Annotated in this window: 12 protein-coding genes; 2 read left to right on the top strand and 10 right to left on the bottom strand. The window is 71.4% G+C overall.

Annotated elements, in window-relative coordinates; genetic code table 11:
* Positions 1-42: 42 nt before the first annotated feature.
* From ACX9TP_RS38465 to ACX9TP_RS38445, 5 genes are all read right to left on the bottom strand, one after another.
* Positions 43-3,048 carry a choice-of-anchor D domain-containing protein gene (locus ACX9TP_RS38465; RefSeq protein WP_482975647.1) on the bottom strand — a complete coding sequence of 1,002 codons (3,006 nt, stop codon included), beginning with the start codon at positions 3,046-3,048 and terminating at the stop codon, positions 43-45.
* Between the two features lie 241 nt (positions 3,049-3,289).
* Positions 3,290-4,150: an alpha/beta fold hydrolase gene (locus ACX9TP_RS38460; RefSeq protein WP_482975646.1), complete on the bottom strand. Its 861-nt coding sequence runs from the start codon at positions 4,148-4,150 to the stop codon at positions 3,290-3,292.
* Between the two features lie 89 nt (positions 4,151-4,239).
* Positions 4,240-4,419, bottom strand: coding sequence for a hypothetical protein (locus ACX9TP_RS38455; RefSeq protein WP_482975645.1), 180 nt, complete (start codon positions 4,417-4,419; stop codon positions 4,240-4,242).
* Between the two features lie 215 nt (positions 4,420-4,634).
* Entirely contained in the window at positions 4,635-6,551 is a 1,917-nt protein-coding gene (locus ACX9TP_RS38450; RefSeq protein WP_482975644.1) for an AAA domain-containing protein, read from the bottom strand.
* 134 nt (positions 6,552-6,685) lie between these two features.
* Positions 6,686-9,010 carry a S8 family serine peptidase gene (locus ACX9TP_RS38445; protein WP_482975643.1) on the bottom strand — a complete coding sequence of 775 codons (2,325 nt, stop codon included), beginning with the start codon at positions 9,008-9,010 and terminating at the stop codon, positions 6,686-6,688.
* 192 nt (positions 9,011-9,202) lie between these two features.
* Here ACX9TP_RS38445 and ACX9TP_RS38440 point away from each other — a divergent pair, with 192 nt between their 5' ends.
* Together ACX9TP_RS38440 and ACX9TP_RS38435 are read left to right on the top strand one after the other, a co-directional pair.
* Positions 9,203-9,676, top strand: coding sequence for an AAA family ATPase (locus ACX9TP_RS38440; protein WP_482975642.1), 474 nt, complete (start codon positions 9,203-9,205; stop codon positions 9,674-9,676).
* Entirely contained in the window at positions 9,663-10,421 is a 759-nt protein-coding gene (locus ACX9TP_RS38435; protein WP_482975641.1) for a tRNA(His) guanylyltransferase Thg1 family protein, read from the top strand. Before ACX9TP_RS38440 ends, ACX9TP_RS38435 begins: the two co-directional genes overlap by 14 nt.
* Here ACX9TP_RS38435 and ACX9TP_RS38430 read toward each other — a convergent pair.
* The 5 genes from ACX9TP_RS38430 to ACX9TP_RS38410 all read right to left on the bottom strand — a co-directional run bounded on the left by ACX9TP_RS38430 (position 10,408) and on the right by ACX9TP_RS38410 (position 16,144).
* Positions 10,408-11,283: a transglutaminase-like domain-containing protein gene (locus tag ACX9TP_RS38430; RefSeq protein ID WP_482975640.1), complete on the bottom strand. Its 876-nt coding sequence runs from the start codon at positions 11,281-11,283 to the stop codon at positions 10,408-10,410. The two genes, ACX9TP_RS38435 and ACX9TP_RS38430, sit on opposite strands and share 14 nt — an antisense overlap.
* A gap of 15 nt (positions 11,284-11,298) precedes the next feature.
* Positions 11,299-11,841 carry a DUF350 domain-containing protein gene (locus ACX9TP_RS38425; RefSeq protein WP_482975639.1) on the bottom strand — a complete coding sequence of 181 codons (543 nt, stop codon included), beginning with the start codon at positions 11,839-11,841 and terminating at the stop codon, positions 11,299-11,301.
* Positions 11,842-11,890: 49 nt separating this feature from the next.
* The gene (locus ACX9TP_RS38420) at positions 11,891-12,496 is read right to left on the bottom strand and encodes a CAP domain-containing protein (protein WP_482975638.1); all 606 of its coding nucleotides are present in this window, start codon (positions 12,494-12,496) and stop codon (positions 11,891-11,893) included.
* A 135-nt stretch (positions 12,497-12,631) separates the two neighbouring features.
* On the bottom strand, positions 12,632-14,797 hold the full coding sequence (locus tag ACX9TP_RS38415) for a S41 family peptidase (RefSeq protein WP_482975637.1): 2,166 nt from the start codon (positions 14,795-14,797) through the stop codon (positions 12,632-12,634).
* Positions 14,798-14,971: 174 nt separating this feature from the next.
* Positions 14,972-16,144, bottom strand: coding sequence for a hypothetical protein (locus ACX9TP_RS38410; protein ID WP_482975636.1), 1,173 nt, complete (start codon positions 16,142-16,144; stop codon positions 14,972-14,974).
* Positions 16,145-16,158 lie beyond the last annotated feature (14 nt).

Below are 16,158 nucleotides of genomic sequence, written 5' to 3'. Positions count from 1 at the left end.
CGAGGCCCGGACTCCCCTGTCAACCCCCGAGTCCGTGAAACCTCACGGCGTGGCCGGAGGGGCCTTGCACACGCTGCGGTAGCGCACCTCCACGGCCTGTCCGGGCGTGGGCACCGCGTCCGAGTTGAAGACGACGGAGTTGCTCCCCGCGTCATAGGTCCACCGGCTGCCCGGCAGCACCTGCCCCTGGACTCGCACCGTCATCTCCGCCGTGCCCGTGGGGGCCGCGGTGAGCGGGAAGTCCGCCTGCAGGGCGCCGGCGCGCTGGATGACCGAGTCGAGCAGCGGGCGGTAGTCGGAGCGGCAGATGGACTCCACCTGGCCGCCCGTGCCGCGCGCCACGCTGGTGAAGCGGTCCGCCTCGTTGCCGGCGGTGGAGCAGCTGTTGTCCGTGGGCACCAGCGCGTAGAGCTGGCTGCGGTGGGACATGCCCGTGCCCTTCAGCGTCTGGAGGAACTGGATGTAGCTGTCCGGGCTGAAGCCCGAGTTGTCGTCCTCGTCGGCCAGCACCACCACCGCCATGCGGGCGGCCGCTCGGGTGAAGCCCGCGTTGCCGTCGTTCGTCTGCGCGGTGCGTGGGTCATCCATCTGCTCGGACAGCGGCGCGGACAGCGCCGCGCGCATCGTCTCCAGGCCCTGCACCAGGTTGTGGCAGAGGCCCACGTCCAGGTTCCGCTGGATGATGGTGGCCGCGTTGGCGTTGTTGCCGGACACCACGCGCGGGCTGCTGCCGTCCACCGGGAAGAGGCGACCGGCCTCGCCGCCGTTGGCCCCGCCGCCGCACTGCGCGCCCCGGGCGACGAGGCCCGTGCTGGTGACGCCCACGCGCACGTCCACGCCCGCCTGCTTCGCCGTCTGCAGCCAGCTCGGAATCGCCGCCTTCAGGCGGTCCTGGTAGGGCGACATGGTGGTGGTGTTGGACACCACGAAGAGCACGTCCAGCTGGCTGTCGGTGCCCTGCGTGTAGCGGTCCACCTGGATGCCCTCGTGGTTCGTCTCCGCCAGCAGCGGGACGAGGAACGGGTCCGCCTCCGTGTCGGCGCGCAGGTACAGCGGGCTGAAGTGCTGCCCGTGCACGTTGCGGGCGTAGCCCACCTCCAGCTCGAAGCCCTCGCCCGGCCCCAGCGTGCGCGGCGTGATGACAGGCGTCAGCAGGTTGAACTGGCTGCTGGTGCCGTTGCCAATCTGCGCGTCGGACACCGTAATCGGCTCGCTGCAGCGGTTGGAGATGTACGTCTTGCGCGGCGCCGCGGCGCAGTCGTAGCGGATGGGGCCGAAGTCCACGAAGGACGGCGTGGCCACGAGGCAGCTCGCCTTCGACACGCCCTTCAGGGGCAGCGTCACCGTGGGGTAGGCCGGGTTGTTCACCGTCATCTTCAGCTCGCCCGTGTAGCTGCCCTCCGCCGGAGGCCGGAAGGCCACCATGGCGCTGAAGGCCGTGTCGTAGACGACCACGCCGCCGGTGAGCCGGCCGCCGGGCATGAAGAAGGCGCCGCCCGCGTCGTTGGAGAGGTGGATGTCCTTCACCGCGCACTCGGCGCGGCCCGGGTTGCGGAAGTAGAAGCCCAGCACCGCGCCGCGGCCGGGCACCACGTTGCCGAAGTCCATCGCCGGCTGCGGCAGCAGCTCGTACACGCAGGGGCCGCTCGCGCGAGCCCGGCCGGTGAGGACGATGGCGCGCTCCGGGTTGAACATGTCGTCCGAGCGCACGTACAGCGTGGCCTGCCAGCTGCCCTCCGCCTTGGGCTCGAAGTAGACCTTCAGCTCCAGCGCGTCGTTGCCGGGGGCAATCGTCAGCGCGTCCGAGTCCAGCGTGGGCCAGGCGCCGCCCGTCCACGCGTAGCGCTGGGTGCCGCGCGTGGGCACGTCCACGGCGAACTGGGTGCTGGCGCCGTCCGCGCGCACGCCGGTGAAGCGCAGGTCACCGTTGCTGCCCGCGTTGGTGATGCGGATGACCCGCTCCACCTTGCCGCCCACCGGCAGCTCGCCGAAGTCCAGCGCCACCGGCGTCACCGCCAGCGTGGGACGGCCGCCGCGCGCGTCCAGAATCACCTGCGACTGGCGCGCCTTGTCGGACGCGTAGTGCACCGTGAGGTCGCCCACGTTGGGGCCGGAGAAGCGGGCGGCGAACTCCATCTTCACCTCCACCGTCTCGCCCGGCTGCACCGTGCTGCCTTCCGGCTTGGAGAGCGGCTGGAAGGCGCGGTCGCTGGTGGCGAGCTTGGAGATGGTGACCGGGCGCCAGGTGATGTTGCGCGCGCGGGTATAGGACTCGGTGCGCTCGTGCACCGGAATCTGGTCGAACGGCACCGGCGCCGGGTCGAACGCGAAGGCGTTGGCCACCGAGTTGCCCTTCAGGTCCACCACGGAGGGCGTGCAGCCCTCGCAGGAGCGGACCTCCAGGCGCGCGCCCATGGCGCCCAGCGCGCGGGGCAGGTACTTCGTGCTGACCTTCTGCGAGGCGAAGGGCGGAATGGTGATGGTGTCCGGAGTGAACGGGTCCGGATTGTCACCCTGCACCACCAGCGTCAGCGGCAGGTCCACCGGGTTGGTGACGGTGACGTCCAGCGTGCGGTCGCTCTCCACCTCCAGCGTCTCGTAGTCCAGCAGGGGCGGGTACACGCCGATGGGCGTGGGCGTCCCCAGGCCCATGAGGCGCACCTGCGCCTGGGCGCCCTGGTTGGCGTCCGTCGTCACGTGCACCGTTTCTTCGGTATTGCCCTCCTTGAGCGGGTGGAAGCGCACGTGCACCAGGTGCGACTCGCCCGGCTCCACCCTTCCTCCGCCCTCCCCGAGCTCCACCTCATAGGAAGGGTTGCCGGCCAGCCCCAGCGCGTCGAGCGCGAAGAAGGGCACGTAGCCGACGTTCCGGATGCGCACTGCCTTCTCACGCCACTCGCCCACCGGCACCTCGCCGAAGTCGAGCACGTCCACGTCCAGCACCGCCGTTGCCTGCACCGCGCGGGTCTCATCCCCCTCGTGGCAGGCCACCCCGGTGGTGGCGAGCAACGCCAGCGCGAGAAAACGCCCCCTCAGCCCCATCCTCATCTTCCGCTCCCCACCCTTCTCCCAACCCCAACCCAGCCCGGTGCGTGATCCACCGCGCCCTCCCTAATCAATTCGCGTACCAACCGGCGCGCGCGAAACGGGCTCGTGAAATCAAGGGGTTGTGAAAAGGAGTTCCCCGCTTGGGGGAAGGAAGGAAGAGTCTTGCCCTGGAGGGTGAAAGGTTTTTCCCGACCTTTTTGGAGGGAGTTCAGCCTCCCTTCAGGCTCCGCGAAGGCTCCCCTCAGGCTCCGGTGACGAAGTCGGTGACGGCGCGGGCCACATCTTCCGGCTGCTCCATGTGGACGTGGTGGCCGCCGGGGAGCATGAGCGTCGGCCCGGCGAGCGTGGGCAGTCCGTCCAACCGGCGGCGCAGCAGCGCTTCGTCGGGCACCAGACCCTCGGTGCCTCGGAGCAGCCGTACGGGGCACCGGATTCCGGCCTGCACGGCCAGCCACTGCGCCTCGTCGTAGGCCATGCCGAAGCGGCGGCGGTGGCGCGGATCAAAGGTGAAGGCCACGCCGTCCTCGAAGGCCTCCGTGCCGTGGCGGGCCAGGTGCAGCGCGGCGGGCTCGGGCAGGGACGGATTGTTGTCCCGCAGACGCGCGGCGGCGGCCTCCACGCTGGGGTAGCGCTTGCGGTTGGGCGGCCGGCGCGAGTCGTCCAGGAAGCCGCGCAGCCGCTCCAGCGCCAGGGCGGACGCGCCGGCGGTGGGGCCGATGCTCTCGATGAGGAAGACGCTCTTCACCACGTCCGGCCGCGCGGCGGCGTAGGCCATGGAGACGATGCCGCCCAGCGAGTGCCCGACGAGGTGCACCGCTTCCAGGCCGAGCCCGGCGCGCACCGACTCCACGTCCAGCACGTAGTCGCTGAAGTGGTAGGTGCCTCCGCCGCCCACGTGCCCGCTGTGGCCCATGCCGCGGAAGTCCATCAGCACCAGGCGCCAGGCGTCGGGCAGGTGCGCGGTGAGCGCGTCGAAGCTGTGCGAGTGGTCCAGCCAGCCGTGGAGGAACAGGACGGCCGGCGTGCCCGACGCATTGCGCTGGCGCACGTGCAGGGGCAGGCCCTGCGCATCAAGGGTGAGGGACTCGAAGGGTGCGGGCACGGGAGCCTCCTGCCCCGTGCCTTACCCGTTAACGGCCCGCGTGAGAATCGCCGCCTGCGGTGTGGCCGGCGGGTGGAAGGCGGAGTCCTCTACCGGGACTCGGCTGGCGCACGCGGCGGGCCACCCGTGTCTGGCTTCGAGAGCACCATCGCGAGCTGCCGCGCCTGGTTCTCCGTCGCACAGCGGTACTCCTGCATCTTCCCGTTGTCCTTCTCGATACGGAGAACCCAGACGTCGTTCTCCTGCGTCACCGTGGGCCGTTGAGACATGTTGGCGGTTCCTCCCCACCGTGGGGAGAAGCATGTTCCGTGCCGGACAGAAGTCTCCGCCCAAGCGCTCGGAATTCCAGGACAACACCCCAACTCCAGAGGGGCTGGGTGACAAAAATTGTGCAGCCCTGCGACAAAACGGGCGCGCATGACTCGCACTCCTTGCGTAGTACCGCGGGGTCGGGTCGTGCTGGACCCGCACCGGGGACGCATTGTCATTCCATGGCGTCCGGCCACTCCCAGGCGGAGCGGTAGGCGCCGGTGGCCTGGGTGCCCTCGATGAAGCGCGCGTAGAAGGGGTGGCCGCTGAGCGTCGCGGAGTCGCCCACCACGAAGAGGTGCCGGCGCGCGCGGGTGAGGGCGACATTCATGCGGCGCAAGTCGGTGAGGAAGCCGAGCTGGCCCTCGCCGTTGGAGCGGGTGAGGGAGACGAGGATGGCGTCCTTCTCGCGGCCCTGGAAGGCGTCCACGGTGTCCACCTCCACGTCCGGGTGCAGTGCCTCCACGCGCTCGCGCAGGCGGTGGGCCTGGGCGCTGTAGGGCGTAATCACCGCCAGCTCGCGCGGTGACAGGCCCAGGGCGAGCAGGGCCTTCACGCGCGCTTCGATGAGGCCGGCCTCGCCGTCATTGAAGAGGCTGCGCGTGGTGGGCTCCACCTCCTCGTCGAAGCCCTTGCCGGCGGTGTCCAGGTAGATGACGGGCGGGGCATCCACCTCGGCGCCCGGCGTGAGGACGTCCGCGAGCGTGCGGTCCGCCACGGACGGGTGGGCGCGCAGCTCGCCGCCGTACATCTCGCGCGAGGGGAAGTCCATGATGGCCGCGTTCATCCGGTACTGCTCGCGCAGCATGCGCTTGACGCCCTCGCCGTGGTCCTTGAGGAGGCGCTCGAAGAGGCTCACCCCGAGGCCGGCCTTCGCGGCCTCCTGCGAGAGGACGGTGGGCGGCAACTGCTGCGGGTCTCCGGCGAGGATGACCCTGGGCGCGCGCAGGAAGCCCAGCAGCGCGAGGGGCTCGGTGGCCTGGGTGGCCTCGTCCAGCAGGGCCAGGTCGAACTCCTCGCTGGCGAGCACTCCCGAGCCCAGGCTGGCCAGGGTGACGCAGATGACGTCGGCGCGGGCGAGCACGGCGCGCACGGCCTTCTTCTCCAGCGCGCGGGCCTCGTCCAGCATGCCCTTGGCCTCGGTGGAGGAGGCCCGGGCGTTGGAGAAGCGCTCGCGGCTGCGCCCCTGGGTGCGCTGGCGGCGCGCGTAGCCGAGCAGGTCGTAGGCCTCCTCGAAGAGCTCGCGCGAGACGGTGCGGTCCGGGTGGTCCTCCACGACGATGTCCAGCGTGTGCTCCTGGAGGCGCGCGGCGACGCGGGCGGGGTGGCCCACGCGGATGGCGCGCAGGCCCTTGTCCAGGCAGAGCTCCAGCAGGTGGTCCACGGCGGCGTTGCTGGCGGCGGTGCACAAGAGGCGCTTGCCGTCCGCGACGGCCTGGGCGGCGATTTCGGCGAGCACGGTGGACTTGCCGGTGCCCGGCGGGCCGTGGACGAGGAAGAAGTCCTCGGCGGCGAGCGCGCGGGAGGCCGCGTCGAGCTGCTCGGGGTTGAGGGGCCGGGTGGGCTCGAGCTCGCGGGGCTTGTCGAAGCGCGGGGGCTCGTTGCCCAGCACCACCTCGCGCTTGCGGCGCTCGGCGCCCTTGTCCATGGCCTTGATGCGCTGCAGGCCGGCGCGGAGCCTGTCGTAGGTGACGTCGTTGGGGACGATGTCCAGGCGCAGCAGCCCCTCGTGGACATAGGGCGGCGGGGCGCGGTCGAAGGCGAGCTGGATGCGCGTGGCGGTGGCGCGGGAGATGAGGGCGCGGGCGGGCTCCTTCACCTCGGCGCGGCGGGGGAGGACGGCCACGAGGTCGCCGTTGTGCAGGCGCGTGGGCAGGGGCCGCCGGTCGGCGCGGGCGAGGGTGAGCAGGTAGCGGCCACCCAGGCCCACCTCCTCTTCGATGGACTCCAGGTCCAGCACGGACAGGCCGTGCTCCTCGCGCTCGGAGAGGGAGAGGCTCTCGGCGAGGGAGGCCAGGCGGGCTTTCTCGGCCTCGCGTTCCCGGGCGAGGAGCGAGCCGAGGTGGTCGAAGAAGGAGACATCACGAGCCATGGGCACGTCATGCCACCCGGGCGCGGGGACGGCCAGCGTCTCCGCGCGCGCCCTGTCGCCGGGCGTGCGGCGGAGTACGGAAGGAGGGCCGGTGCTCCGTGACGGAAGCACCGGCCCGGTGAGTCATCCGGCGGCTAGATGAACTTCCCGCCGCTCACCACGAGGCCGTAGTCGGCGTCGATGGCGGTGGTCTCCAGCCGCGCGTCCTGGACGAGCTCGTCCGCCAGCACCTCCACCTTCCACGTGCCGGCCGCGGGGTTCTGCAGGAAGACGTTCTCCACCGTGTCCAGCTTGTTGGAGACGCCGCCCGCCGTGGACACGTTGCCCGCCGTCAGGCCGTTGTTGCCCCAGTAGACGACACCGGAGGGAGACGTCACGCGCAGGGACAGGTCGTTGATGCGAGCCCGGGCGGCGCCCACCGTGCCCGCGGGGTCGTTGTAGACCATGGTGACGTTCAGCTCCGTCTGCCCGGTGGCCACGCTGACGTTGTAGGTCCTCCTGCCCAGCGGGGCGAGGACGTCCGTCTCGTTGACGATGCTCGTCACCGCCGCGCGGTCATACAGGCGCTTCACGTCCGCGGTGCCCCAGCCCTGCTTGTTGCGGTCCAGGTCGCCGTTGGCGCCGCCCGCCGGCCAGTTGTAGCGGTAGGCCATGTTGATCATCAGCGCCTTCGCGGTGGCCATCTGCGGGCGGCTGGCGAACACGTCCGCGCCGCCGCCGAAGCCGGCCCACACGCCGTTGTGCCACATCTGGAACAAGAGCCCGAAGTGGCCCGCCGTCTGCGGCGTGGCCGCGCTGGTGCCGCTGAAGTTGTAGTACGACGTGTTGCTCGAGTTGTTCGCCGAGCGGACCGCGTCATAGAAGTACGCGAGGTCCGGCTTGATGCGGCCGTCCGCCGCCGGGCCGATGCTGGCGCCGCTGTTCCAGCGGTCATCCGTGCGGCTGGTGTTGTCGTAGTGGTACATGCCGCCCACGGAGACGATGTTCTTCGCCCACGCCTGCGGCCGCGAGTTGCGCGTGCCGGAGTTGCTCTGCGACTGCGTGCTGAGGATGGGGTGCTTCAGCAGGTAGTCGTCCACCTCGGCGGAGATGGTGGTGTACGTGGTGCCCAGCGTGCTGCCCACGCTCGACGTCTGGAACACGGCGCGGTAGGGGCCGGCCGGGTCGATGAGCTCCTTGTTGATGTCGTAGCGGGACTTGGTGCCGCCGAACTGCGTTGACTGGCTGTAGAGGAAGAAGATGCCCTGTCCCGACGGCAGCAGGCCCCGCGCGCTGGCGTCCACGCCCCGGGCGAAGTTGATGCTGTAGCACGAGGTGCCGTGCGCGCTGCCCGTGGTGGAGGTGCTGTGGACGAGGGGCGGGTTGGCCCACTCCTGGTGCGTGGTGCGCAGCTCCGTGTCGAAGATTTCGCCGCGCACGCCCTGGCCCGTCCAGCCGCGCAGCGTCTCCAGCGCGGCGGCGCCGCCCACCGCGCGCACGTTGTTCATGTCCACCTCGCCGGGGCCACCCCAGCGGTCGATGAACTGCACCGCGTTGGAGCGCACCAGCCGCTCCAGCTGCGGCTGCGTGAGCGTGGCCTCCACGCGCCAGCCGCCCGGCTCCACCAGGTCCACCGTGCCGCCCAGCTTGCGCACCAGGTCCGCCACTTCTCCCTGCCGCGCCGCCCCGTGCTCGCCCACCATGATGGAGTAGCGCTGCGACTCCAGGCGCGCCGCGCGGCCCAGCAGCGCCTCGCGCAGCGGCGCCTCCACGCGGTACTCCGGATGGTACGGGCCCACCCAGCGCACGTAGGGCAGCTCGGCGACGCGCTTGTGCGCGCTCGCGTCCAGCTCGACGAGGAAGGTGTGGTCCGACAGGAAGCGCAGCACCTTGCCTCCGGAGGCCTCAATCGCCGCGCGGAACTCCGGCAGCGGCGTGCCCTGGAACTGCACCAGCCGCAGCGTGTTGTCCGGGTCCGCGGAGAGCAGCCCCGTCGTCAGCGGCAGGGCGCCGCGGACCGGGTCGAACTGCGTGTGCTCCAGGCGGATGAGGTAGCTGGTGGCCTGCACGCGGCCCAGCAGCTCCGCGCCGCCCCGGCTGTAGGCGAAGAAGTCCTGGCGCACGCCGTCCGCGCCTTCCTCCTCCCACGTGTGCAGCTGCACCGCCGTGGCCGGCACATCGAGCGTCCGCAGCGAGCGGACGGCCGCGTCCGTGCGGTGGAAGACGTGCCCCGTCCCGGTGACGAGCGCGAAGCGGCCGTCCGTCCCTCCCTCGAAGCCGGGAATGAGGCGGGCCTTCGCCGCCGCGTCAGCCTCGACGAGCCGCGCCGGCCCCACGGCCTCCGAGGCCCGCGTCACACCCGGCCTTGCGTCCGGCCCCTGCGCCGCGAGCACCGGCAGTGGGACGACCAGGCCCCAGCCCAGGGCCAGGACGGAGAGGGGACGCCAGCAGTCCACATACGACGAGAGGGGAAGCTTCATCTCGGTGTCTCCTTTGCAGCGGGCGGGTTGCGACAGCTCAGGGAAACCAGGAAAAGCAGATGAAGTAGATAATTCAGACAAACACGGAGAGTCAATTCACCCGGCCGGTAGGTGACATCCACTGTTGGCGGTGACACTCAAGGGGGAGGGCGTCAGGCGTCGGAGCGGCGTCGCGTCGAATGAGGCTCCGCCATGGAACTGGTCCTGTTCATCGGCCTGCAGGGCTCCGGGAAGAGCAGCTTCCAGCGCCAGCGCTTTGCGGAAACGCACGTGCTGGTGAGCAAGGACCTGTGGCCCCACGCGCGCCGGAAGGAGGCGAGGCAGCAGCGGTACATCTCCGAGGCGCTCGCGGCGGGACGCTCGGTGGTGGTGGACAACACCAACCCGTCGCCCGAGGTGCGCGCGCCCCTCATCGCCCTGGGCCGGGCGCACGGCGCGCGCGTCGTCGGCTACTACTTCGCGTCGGACCTGAAGCTGTGCCTGGAGCGCAACGCCCAGCGGCAGGGACGGGCGAGGGTGCCGGAGGTGGCGCTGTTCGCCACCGTGAAGCAGCTCCAGCGGCCGGGCCGTGCGGAGGGCTTCGATGCGCTGTACCACGTGACGTTGACCGCGGAGGGCGACTTCCGCGTCGAGGACTGGAAGGAGGAGACCGATGGAACCGGATGAGCTGGCGACCCGCATGCGACAGGGTGAGGTGTTCCACGGCCTGCGCCTGCTGCCGGGGGCGTGGACGGTGCTGCGCGTGGATGGCCGGGGCTTCTCGCGCTTCACGGAGGAGCGCTTCGAGAAGCCCTTCGACCCGGCCTTCCACCAGCTGATGGTGCGCACCGCCAGCGCGCTCCTGGAGGACCTCCAGGGCGTGTACGCGTACACGCAGAGCGACGAAATCTCCGTCCTCTTCCGGCCGGAGTGGTCGCTGTTCGACCGCTCCATGGAGAAGCTCGTCTCGCTGTCGGCGGGCCTCGCCAGCGCCACCTTCACGCTCGCGGCGGGCGTGCCGGCCGTGTTCGACGGCCGCGCGTGGCTGGGCACCAACGAGCGCGCGGTGCTGGACTACTTCCAGTGGAGGCAGTCGGACGGCAGCAGGTGCGCGCTGCATGGCTGGTGCTACTGGACGCTGCGCAAGGAGGGCCGCACGGCGACCCAGGCCACGCGCGAGCTGGACGGCCGCAACGTGGGCTACAAGAACGAGCTGCTCTTCCAGCGCGGCATCAACTTCAACGAGGTGCCGCTCTGGCAGCGCCGGGGCTCCGCCATCTTCTGGGAGCAGTACGTGAAGGAGGGCGTGGACCCGCGCAACGGCCAGCGCACGCAGACGTCGCGGCGGCGGCTGAAGGTGGACTCGGAGCTTCCGATGAAGGAGGCCTACGAGGACTACCTGCGCGGCGTCCTTGCCGTCAGCCCGACGTAGGCGCGCCCAGCGCCAGCACCTTCCACAGCCGGGGCTTGTCGTACTGGGGAGGAATCATCCCCAGCGGCCAGCCCTCGGCGGTGACTTCCGCGTACTGGTAGCTGCGCCCGCCCAGCCGCAGGCGGGTGCCGTTGCCGGGCAGCCCCACGCCCACCGCCGCGTGCGCCAGCGGGTCCGAGTAGAGCAGCACCGCGTCGATGCCCGCCTGCCGCAGCAGCATCACCGCCAGCACCGCCTTGGAGTCGCAGTCCCCGCGGTCCTGCGCGGGCACCAGCGCCGGGGGAAGGATGCCGAAGGGCACGTCGTGCGGCAGCTCGTAGCGGATGCGCTGCACGAAGCCGAGGATGAGCTGCGCGGCCTGCGAGGCGTCCAGCCCGCGCTCGCGGATGGAGGTGACGAAGCGCTCCCCCAGCGCGTGCACCGGCTCCGCGTTGGTGCGCATCAGCTCCTCGTAGATGCAGCGCATGTCCGCGGTGCACCCGGCCGGGGCGTTGTAGGTGAAGCGCTCGGGGCCCGTGGGGCGGTAGCGCAGCCGCCGGCCCAGGGCCGCGTGCGCCTCCTCCAGCTCCAGGTCCAGCTCCGTGCCCAGCCCGTAGGAGACGTAGTGCAGCGGAGGGCTGATGCTCTCCGCCTTCCACTCGTAGTTCTTCGCGCGCTGCGGCGGCGTGTCGGACGGGAGCAGCACCGCGCCCAGGTCCACCACGCGCACGCTGCTCGGAAAGCCCGGCAGGGGCGCGCGCACGTCCATGTCGGCCAGCCGCCCCAGCATGCCCAGCCCGCAGCAGCAGAAGCAGCTGGCCAGGGCGATGCCCACGAGCAGCAGCTTGAACAGCGTCTTCCAGGAACCGGAGCTGGAGGCCATGGGCGCGCCCCTACCTCACGCGGGTGCGCGCAGCGTCCCCTCGGGCAGCTGCGGGAAGGGGATGAGGCCGTTGAGCGCCGCCTGGAGCCCCGGCGCCGTCAGCAGCGCGAGCACCACCAGGATGGCGGAGAGGATGAGCGCCGCGGCGACGTTGCCCTTGCGCACCTCCGCCAGCTCGTCGATGCCGGGCGTCATCCGGTCGAACAGCAGGATGCCCATCGCCAGCACCGCCACGCCCACGCCCAGCGACAGCCCCACGTGCAGCACCGCGACGGCGAGGAGCTTGCCCACCATCAGCGGCTGGAAGGGCGGGGTGCGCACGGTGAGGTCCACCGCGTCCGACGTGGCCTGCACCGCGTGCTGCACCAGCAGGCCCAGCGACAGGAGGCTGGCGGCGTGCACGGTGCCGGCGGCGGCGTTCCCCTGGCGCAGCTCCTCCACGGGGTTGGTGCCGAGGATGCGGCTCAGGCCGCGCAGCCCCAGCCAGATTCCGAGCGCGGCGACGAGGCCGCCGAACACCACCTTGACGAGTCCGACGAGCAGGAGGACGAGATCCATGGAAGGCGCGGCGCCCTGAAGTGGGGCGCCGCGCCGCGGACTCTACCGCTCAGGGCGTGCCGAAGTCCTGCGTCCAGTAGTGCTTGTAGGTGCTCGTCGGCGCGTAGAAGTAGCCGATGCCGATGTGGCGCAGGCCGGCGTTCATGATGTTGTTGCAGTGGCCGGCGCTGTTCATCCACCCGGTCACCACGGCGCTCGCGGTGGCGTAGCCGGCGGCGACGTTCTCCGCGGCGCTCCGGTACGTGTAGCCGGCCAGGTTGATGCGCTGCCACGGCGTGGAGCCGTTCGAGCCGGTGTGGCTCATGAAGTTGTTCGTCCCCATGTCCTTGGAGTGCTTGCGCGCCGCGCAGCGCAGCCGCGTGTCGAGCGTGAGCGCGGGCGCGGGCGGCTTCGCCACGCCGCCACAGGTGGCGCCCGCGGCCCGGCGCTGATTCACCAGGGTGAGCACCTGGGACTCCAGGCTGGCCCAGTTCGCATCCCACGTCGTCACGTCGTCGCAGTACGCGAAGGCGGAGACGGTGTTGGACGGCTCGGACGTCTCCTGGGCGGGGACGAGCGCGCCCTCGCCCGTCTCGGTGACGGGAGACTCGGGAGCACCGCAGCCGCCGAGGACGGCGACACCCAGGAGGAACAGCGGAAGGGAGCGGGAGGCCATGTCGGTTCCTTGTGTGAGGTGAAGCGGCCCGCCTCGGGGGAAGCGGACCGCCCACGCATCCTGCCCGCTCCTCCTGGAGAGTCGAGGGCGGACCTGACTGGGGCCCGCATGCCTGCGTGTTTCCGTCAGCCCATCCTATTGCAGCAGCAATTCAATGGCCTTGAGCAGCTCCACGTCCCTGCCGGTGGCGAGGTCCTCCGCCGTGGGTGCCACCTCGACGTCCGGGATGATTCCCACGCCGTGGAAGGGGGAGCCGTCCGGGAAGAGGACCTCCGCGCCGGTGGAGAGGAAGCGGAAGGCGCCCGGCAGCTGGAGCATGGTGATGTTGCCGTTGGTGCCCGCGCTGCGCTGGCCCACCACCCGCACGCGCTTCTGCGCGACGAGCAGGATGGAGAAGTTCTCCGCCGCGGACACCGTGTGCGGGCCCACCAGCAGGACGATGGGGCCCGTGAAGGACGGCTCCAGCAGGGGCGGGAGGGCGTACTGGAGCCTGTCCAGGTCGAGCTGGTCCGGGCCCGTCCAGCGCCGTGTGCGGAAGATGGCGGAGAAGACGGTGTCCTGGAGGAGGTGCTGGGCGAAGGCGTAGTGGTCGACGCTGGGATAGTCCCGCATGTCCAGCACCAGGCCGCGTGCACCCGAGGCCTCCTTCAGGAGGGGGCGGAAGTCCATGGTGGCGGTGAGCACCTCTCCCGCCAGGTTGATGTAGTAGACGGACGGCGCGCCCAGGTCCCCGAGGAACCCCGCCGGCCGCTGCGAGCCCCAGGGGCCCAGCCTCGCGGCCGCATCGGTGGTGGCCAGGGGCCGCACCGTCTCCGTGCGCTCGCTGCCATCCAGGGCCCGCAGTCCGAGCGTGAGCGGCTCACCCTGCTCGCCCAGCCTGCGCGTGGCGACGTCGAACCGGTAGCCCGGCGTGGCGGCGGAGGTGCGAGCCAGCTCCTCGGCGTACCAGTCGGCCGCAGCCCGGGAGCCGATGTGCACCAGCGTGTCTCCCGGCCGCAGCTCCGGCACCAGCGAGCGGCGCACCACCGGCGCTCCAGCGACCTCCTCCACCAACGCGGGCAGTATCCTGGGGGTGGGAAGGCTCGGGTCGGTGACGAAGCCATGTCCATCCTGGAGGACGGCGGCGAACCGGCGCAGCAGCTGGCGGATGCGCTCGCGGCTCACGGGCGCCGCGTCCACGGCGGCGAGCGTCTCCTCCAGCCGCGCGTCGATGCCGTCCCCGACGATGGCGAAGTAGGGGAAGAAGCGCCGCATGGCCCCGTGGACGATGAGCAGGTCCGCGCGGGCGATGCCGGCGGACTGCCCCGGCGCGGGAGCGGAATGGAGCTGCGGGTTGCGTGGCACCATGCGCGCCCGGGCGCGTGGCACGCTCCGGTCCAGTGCGCCCGGCGCGCCCTGCGTGGGAAGCTCGCGCAGGCTGTCCGCCAGGGCCTCTTGCAGTGGCCGGTCCGCGGGCAGCAGGTCCGGCAGCGGGCCCTCGGTGTCTCCGAGCTGGAGGACGCGGATGGCGAGCCCCTGCGCACCGATGGGCGCCCAGCGGGACTCCGCCGCGGCGGTGGCCACGGGCTCGCCGTAGAGCCAGGCGCGTCCCGCCGCGCGCAGGTCCACCGCGAAGCGCGCCGCCGTGGGAGGCAGGGCGGCGCTCGTGAGCAGCGCCACGGGCAGCTCCACCTGCCCCGAGGGAGCGTACGGCGGAGAGCTCAGCAGGGTCGTGGTGTTCGAATAGATGTTCAGGGCGTTGAACTCGTCCGTCAGCCCCTGGTGGAGGCGGACGCGGTGGCCCATCCGCGCGACGGGCCGGGTGCTGGCGACGCCGATGGCGCGGGCGAGGGCCTCTTCCAGTCCCGGAGCCTCGGTTAGCCCCCGGAGGTCGATGGCCACGGCCCGGGCTCCCGGCGGAAGCCTCACCTCGCCCGGGTGGATGACCGCGAGGTCGCCCAGGTCCTCCACGCTCGCGGCGGGCAGGGGCTCCGCGGCGGTGGCCTCCCTCGCGCACACGTCCTCGAGCGCGTCGGCGTAGGTGCGGGCCGCGAAATCCCAGTCGACGGTGGGGCCGTCCAGCGCACTGGCGAGCGCGGCATCCAGCTCGAAGGCGTGACTGCCCGGGCTGAAGAAGCGCACCAGCGCGTGGGCCGAGGACATCGCCAGGGCAGGGCTCCCGGAACCTGTGGGGCCCGGCGCCACGAGGGGGCACCAGTCGACGGCCACCGGGGGAGTCCCCGGCTCCGGCGTGGGAGCAGCGGGCTTCTCGTCATCCGTACAGGCCGACAGGAGGCAGGCCGCGACGAGCAGCCACCCCATGCGCGGCGCGCCCCTTGCTGTCTCAGGGTTGAGCAGGGTCATGCCCGAAGAACGCAATCACACGTGCGAAGTCTCGGCCAGTGGACGGGAGACTGCGTGGGGCGCCAGCGCACATGGATGAGGAGGTCCATCACGCCACGGCTGCGGGTGGGGAAGCACACCCCCAGCGGGGGCTCACGGCTTCGCGGGAGGTGCCCAGAGCCGGTCGGGCGGCAGCTCCAGCACGGCGGCCGCGGACGCATGCAGCGACGCGGGCTCGAGCCGTCCCTCGCGCGTGGCCTTGCCCAGCCACTCCTGGATGGCTCCTCCGGTGCGCTCGAAGCCGTCGGCCTTGAGGAGTCCATACAGCCCGGCGGCGAGCACGTGCATGCCGTCATCGGCGCGGCGCCAGCGCTCGCGTGCCGGGACGGCGACGCCGAGCCGCTCGTTGATGAGCTGCTCCAGCGCCTCGGCGGTGTCCTCGTCGAAGAGTCCTTCGAGTGTGGTGTAGCCGAAGCTCGGGTCATGGTCCGCGACGATGCGGATGAGCAGCGGGTCTCGCTGCAGCACCTCCATCGCCGCGAGAATGTCGGGGTGCTTCGCGTCGAAGGGCGGGTGCAGGATTTCGTGGGCCGCGTTCCGGATGACCAGCTCGTCCGAGTACGTGAGGTGCGTGAGGAAGCGCTGGCCGATGACCTTGATGCCGTGGGGCTTGGAGAAGTGCAGCAGGTCGATGGCGATGCCCTCCTGGAGCGGGTGGCCCAGGAGCCGCTCCTGCTCGGCGATGACGTCGACGCTGGCCAGCCGCTGCCGCAGCGCCGCCGCGCGCTGCTCCACGCGGTCCCCGAGCACGTCCCGACGGAACGAGGAGAATCCGGAGGCGTCCAGCGCTTCGAGCACGCGTGCCAGTGAGGGACGGGCCGTGATGAACCAGTCCCAGTCCTCGGGCTTCCAGTAGGGGCTGGCGCGGAAGCCGGGAAGCAGCCGTGCCTCGGCGCTCGCGAGCGCGCCGCGCAGGTCCGCGAGCGTCTCCGTGGGGCCCGCGGAGAACACCAGGCAGAGGAACGGACCCATCATCCGGTTCTGCGCCTTCGAGGAGTCCTTGAGCTGCTGGAGCGTGGTGACGGCATCCGCGGAGAAGCCGGGTGTGAACCGGGCGAGTTCCTCGGTGTAGTAGCGCGTGTAGAAGGAATCACCGGACAGGGGATTGAGGAAGCACAGCGCGTCCATGCCCTCGGAGCCGGCGACCTTCCAGCGGGTGCGGGGTGTGGCGGAGGCCACCGGGGCGCTCGGGCCTCGGGAAGCGCAGCCCAGCGTGGCGGCGAGGGGCAGGGTGAGCAGGGCGGAGAGACAATCGCGTCGGTTCATGCCCCGCGGATGTA

This window comes from Pyxidicoccus sp. M15 (assembly GCF_056858435.1).
The sequence above is the reverse complement of the archived record's forward strand: the minus strand, read 5'-3'. Positions and strand labels throughout refer to the sequence as shown.

Bases quoted from the DNA above. Each gene is read 5' to 3' on its own strand.
- ACX9TP_RS38455 (WP_482975645.1), bottom strand. From the start codon at position 4,419: ATGTCTCAACGGCCCACGGTGACGCAGGAGAACGACGTCTGGGTTCTC.
- ACX9TP_RS38450 (WP_482975644.1), bottom strand. From the start codon at position 6,551: ATGGCTCGTGATGTCTCCTTCTTCGACCACCTCGGCTCGCTCCTCGCC.
- ACX9TP_RS38435 (WP_482975641.1), top strand. From the start codon at position 9,663: ATGGAACCGGATGAGCTGGCGACCCGCATGCGACAGGGTGAGGTGTTC.
- ACX9TP_RS38445 (WP_482975643.1), bottom strand. From the start codon at position 9,010: ATGAAGCTTCCCCTCTCGTCGTATGTGGACTGCTGGCGTCCCCTCTCC.
- ACX9TP_RS38415 (WP_482975637.1), bottom strand. From the start codon at position 14,797: ATGGGGTGGCTGCTCGTCGCGGCCTGCCTCCTGTCGGCCTGTACGGAT.
- ACX9TP_RS38410 (WP_482975636.1), bottom strand. From the start codon at position 16,144: ATGAACCGACGCGATTGTCTCTCCGCCCTGCTCACCCTGCCCCTCGCC.
- ACX9TP_RS38425 (WP_482975639.1), bottom strand. From the start codon at position 11,841: ATGGATCTCGTCCTCCTGCTCGTCGGACTCGTCAAGGTGGTGTTCGGC.
- ACX9TP_RS38440 (WP_482975642.1), top strand. From the start codon at position 9,203: ATGGAACTGGTCCTGTTCATCGGCCTGCAGGGCTCCGGGAAGAGCAGC.
- ACX9TP_RS38430 (WP_482975640.1), bottom strand. From the start codon at position 11,283: ATGGCCTCCAGCTCCGGTTCCTGGAAGACGCTGTTCAAGCTGCTGCTC.
- ACX9TP_RS38420 (WP_482975638.1), bottom strand. From the start codon at position 12,496: ATGGCCTCCCGCTCCCTTCCGCTGTTCCTCCTGGGTGTCGCCGTCCTC.
- ACX9TP_RS38465 (WP_482975647.1), bottom strand. From the start codon at position 3,048: ATGAGGATGGGGCTGAGGGGGCGTTTTCTCGCGCTGGCGTTGCTCGCC.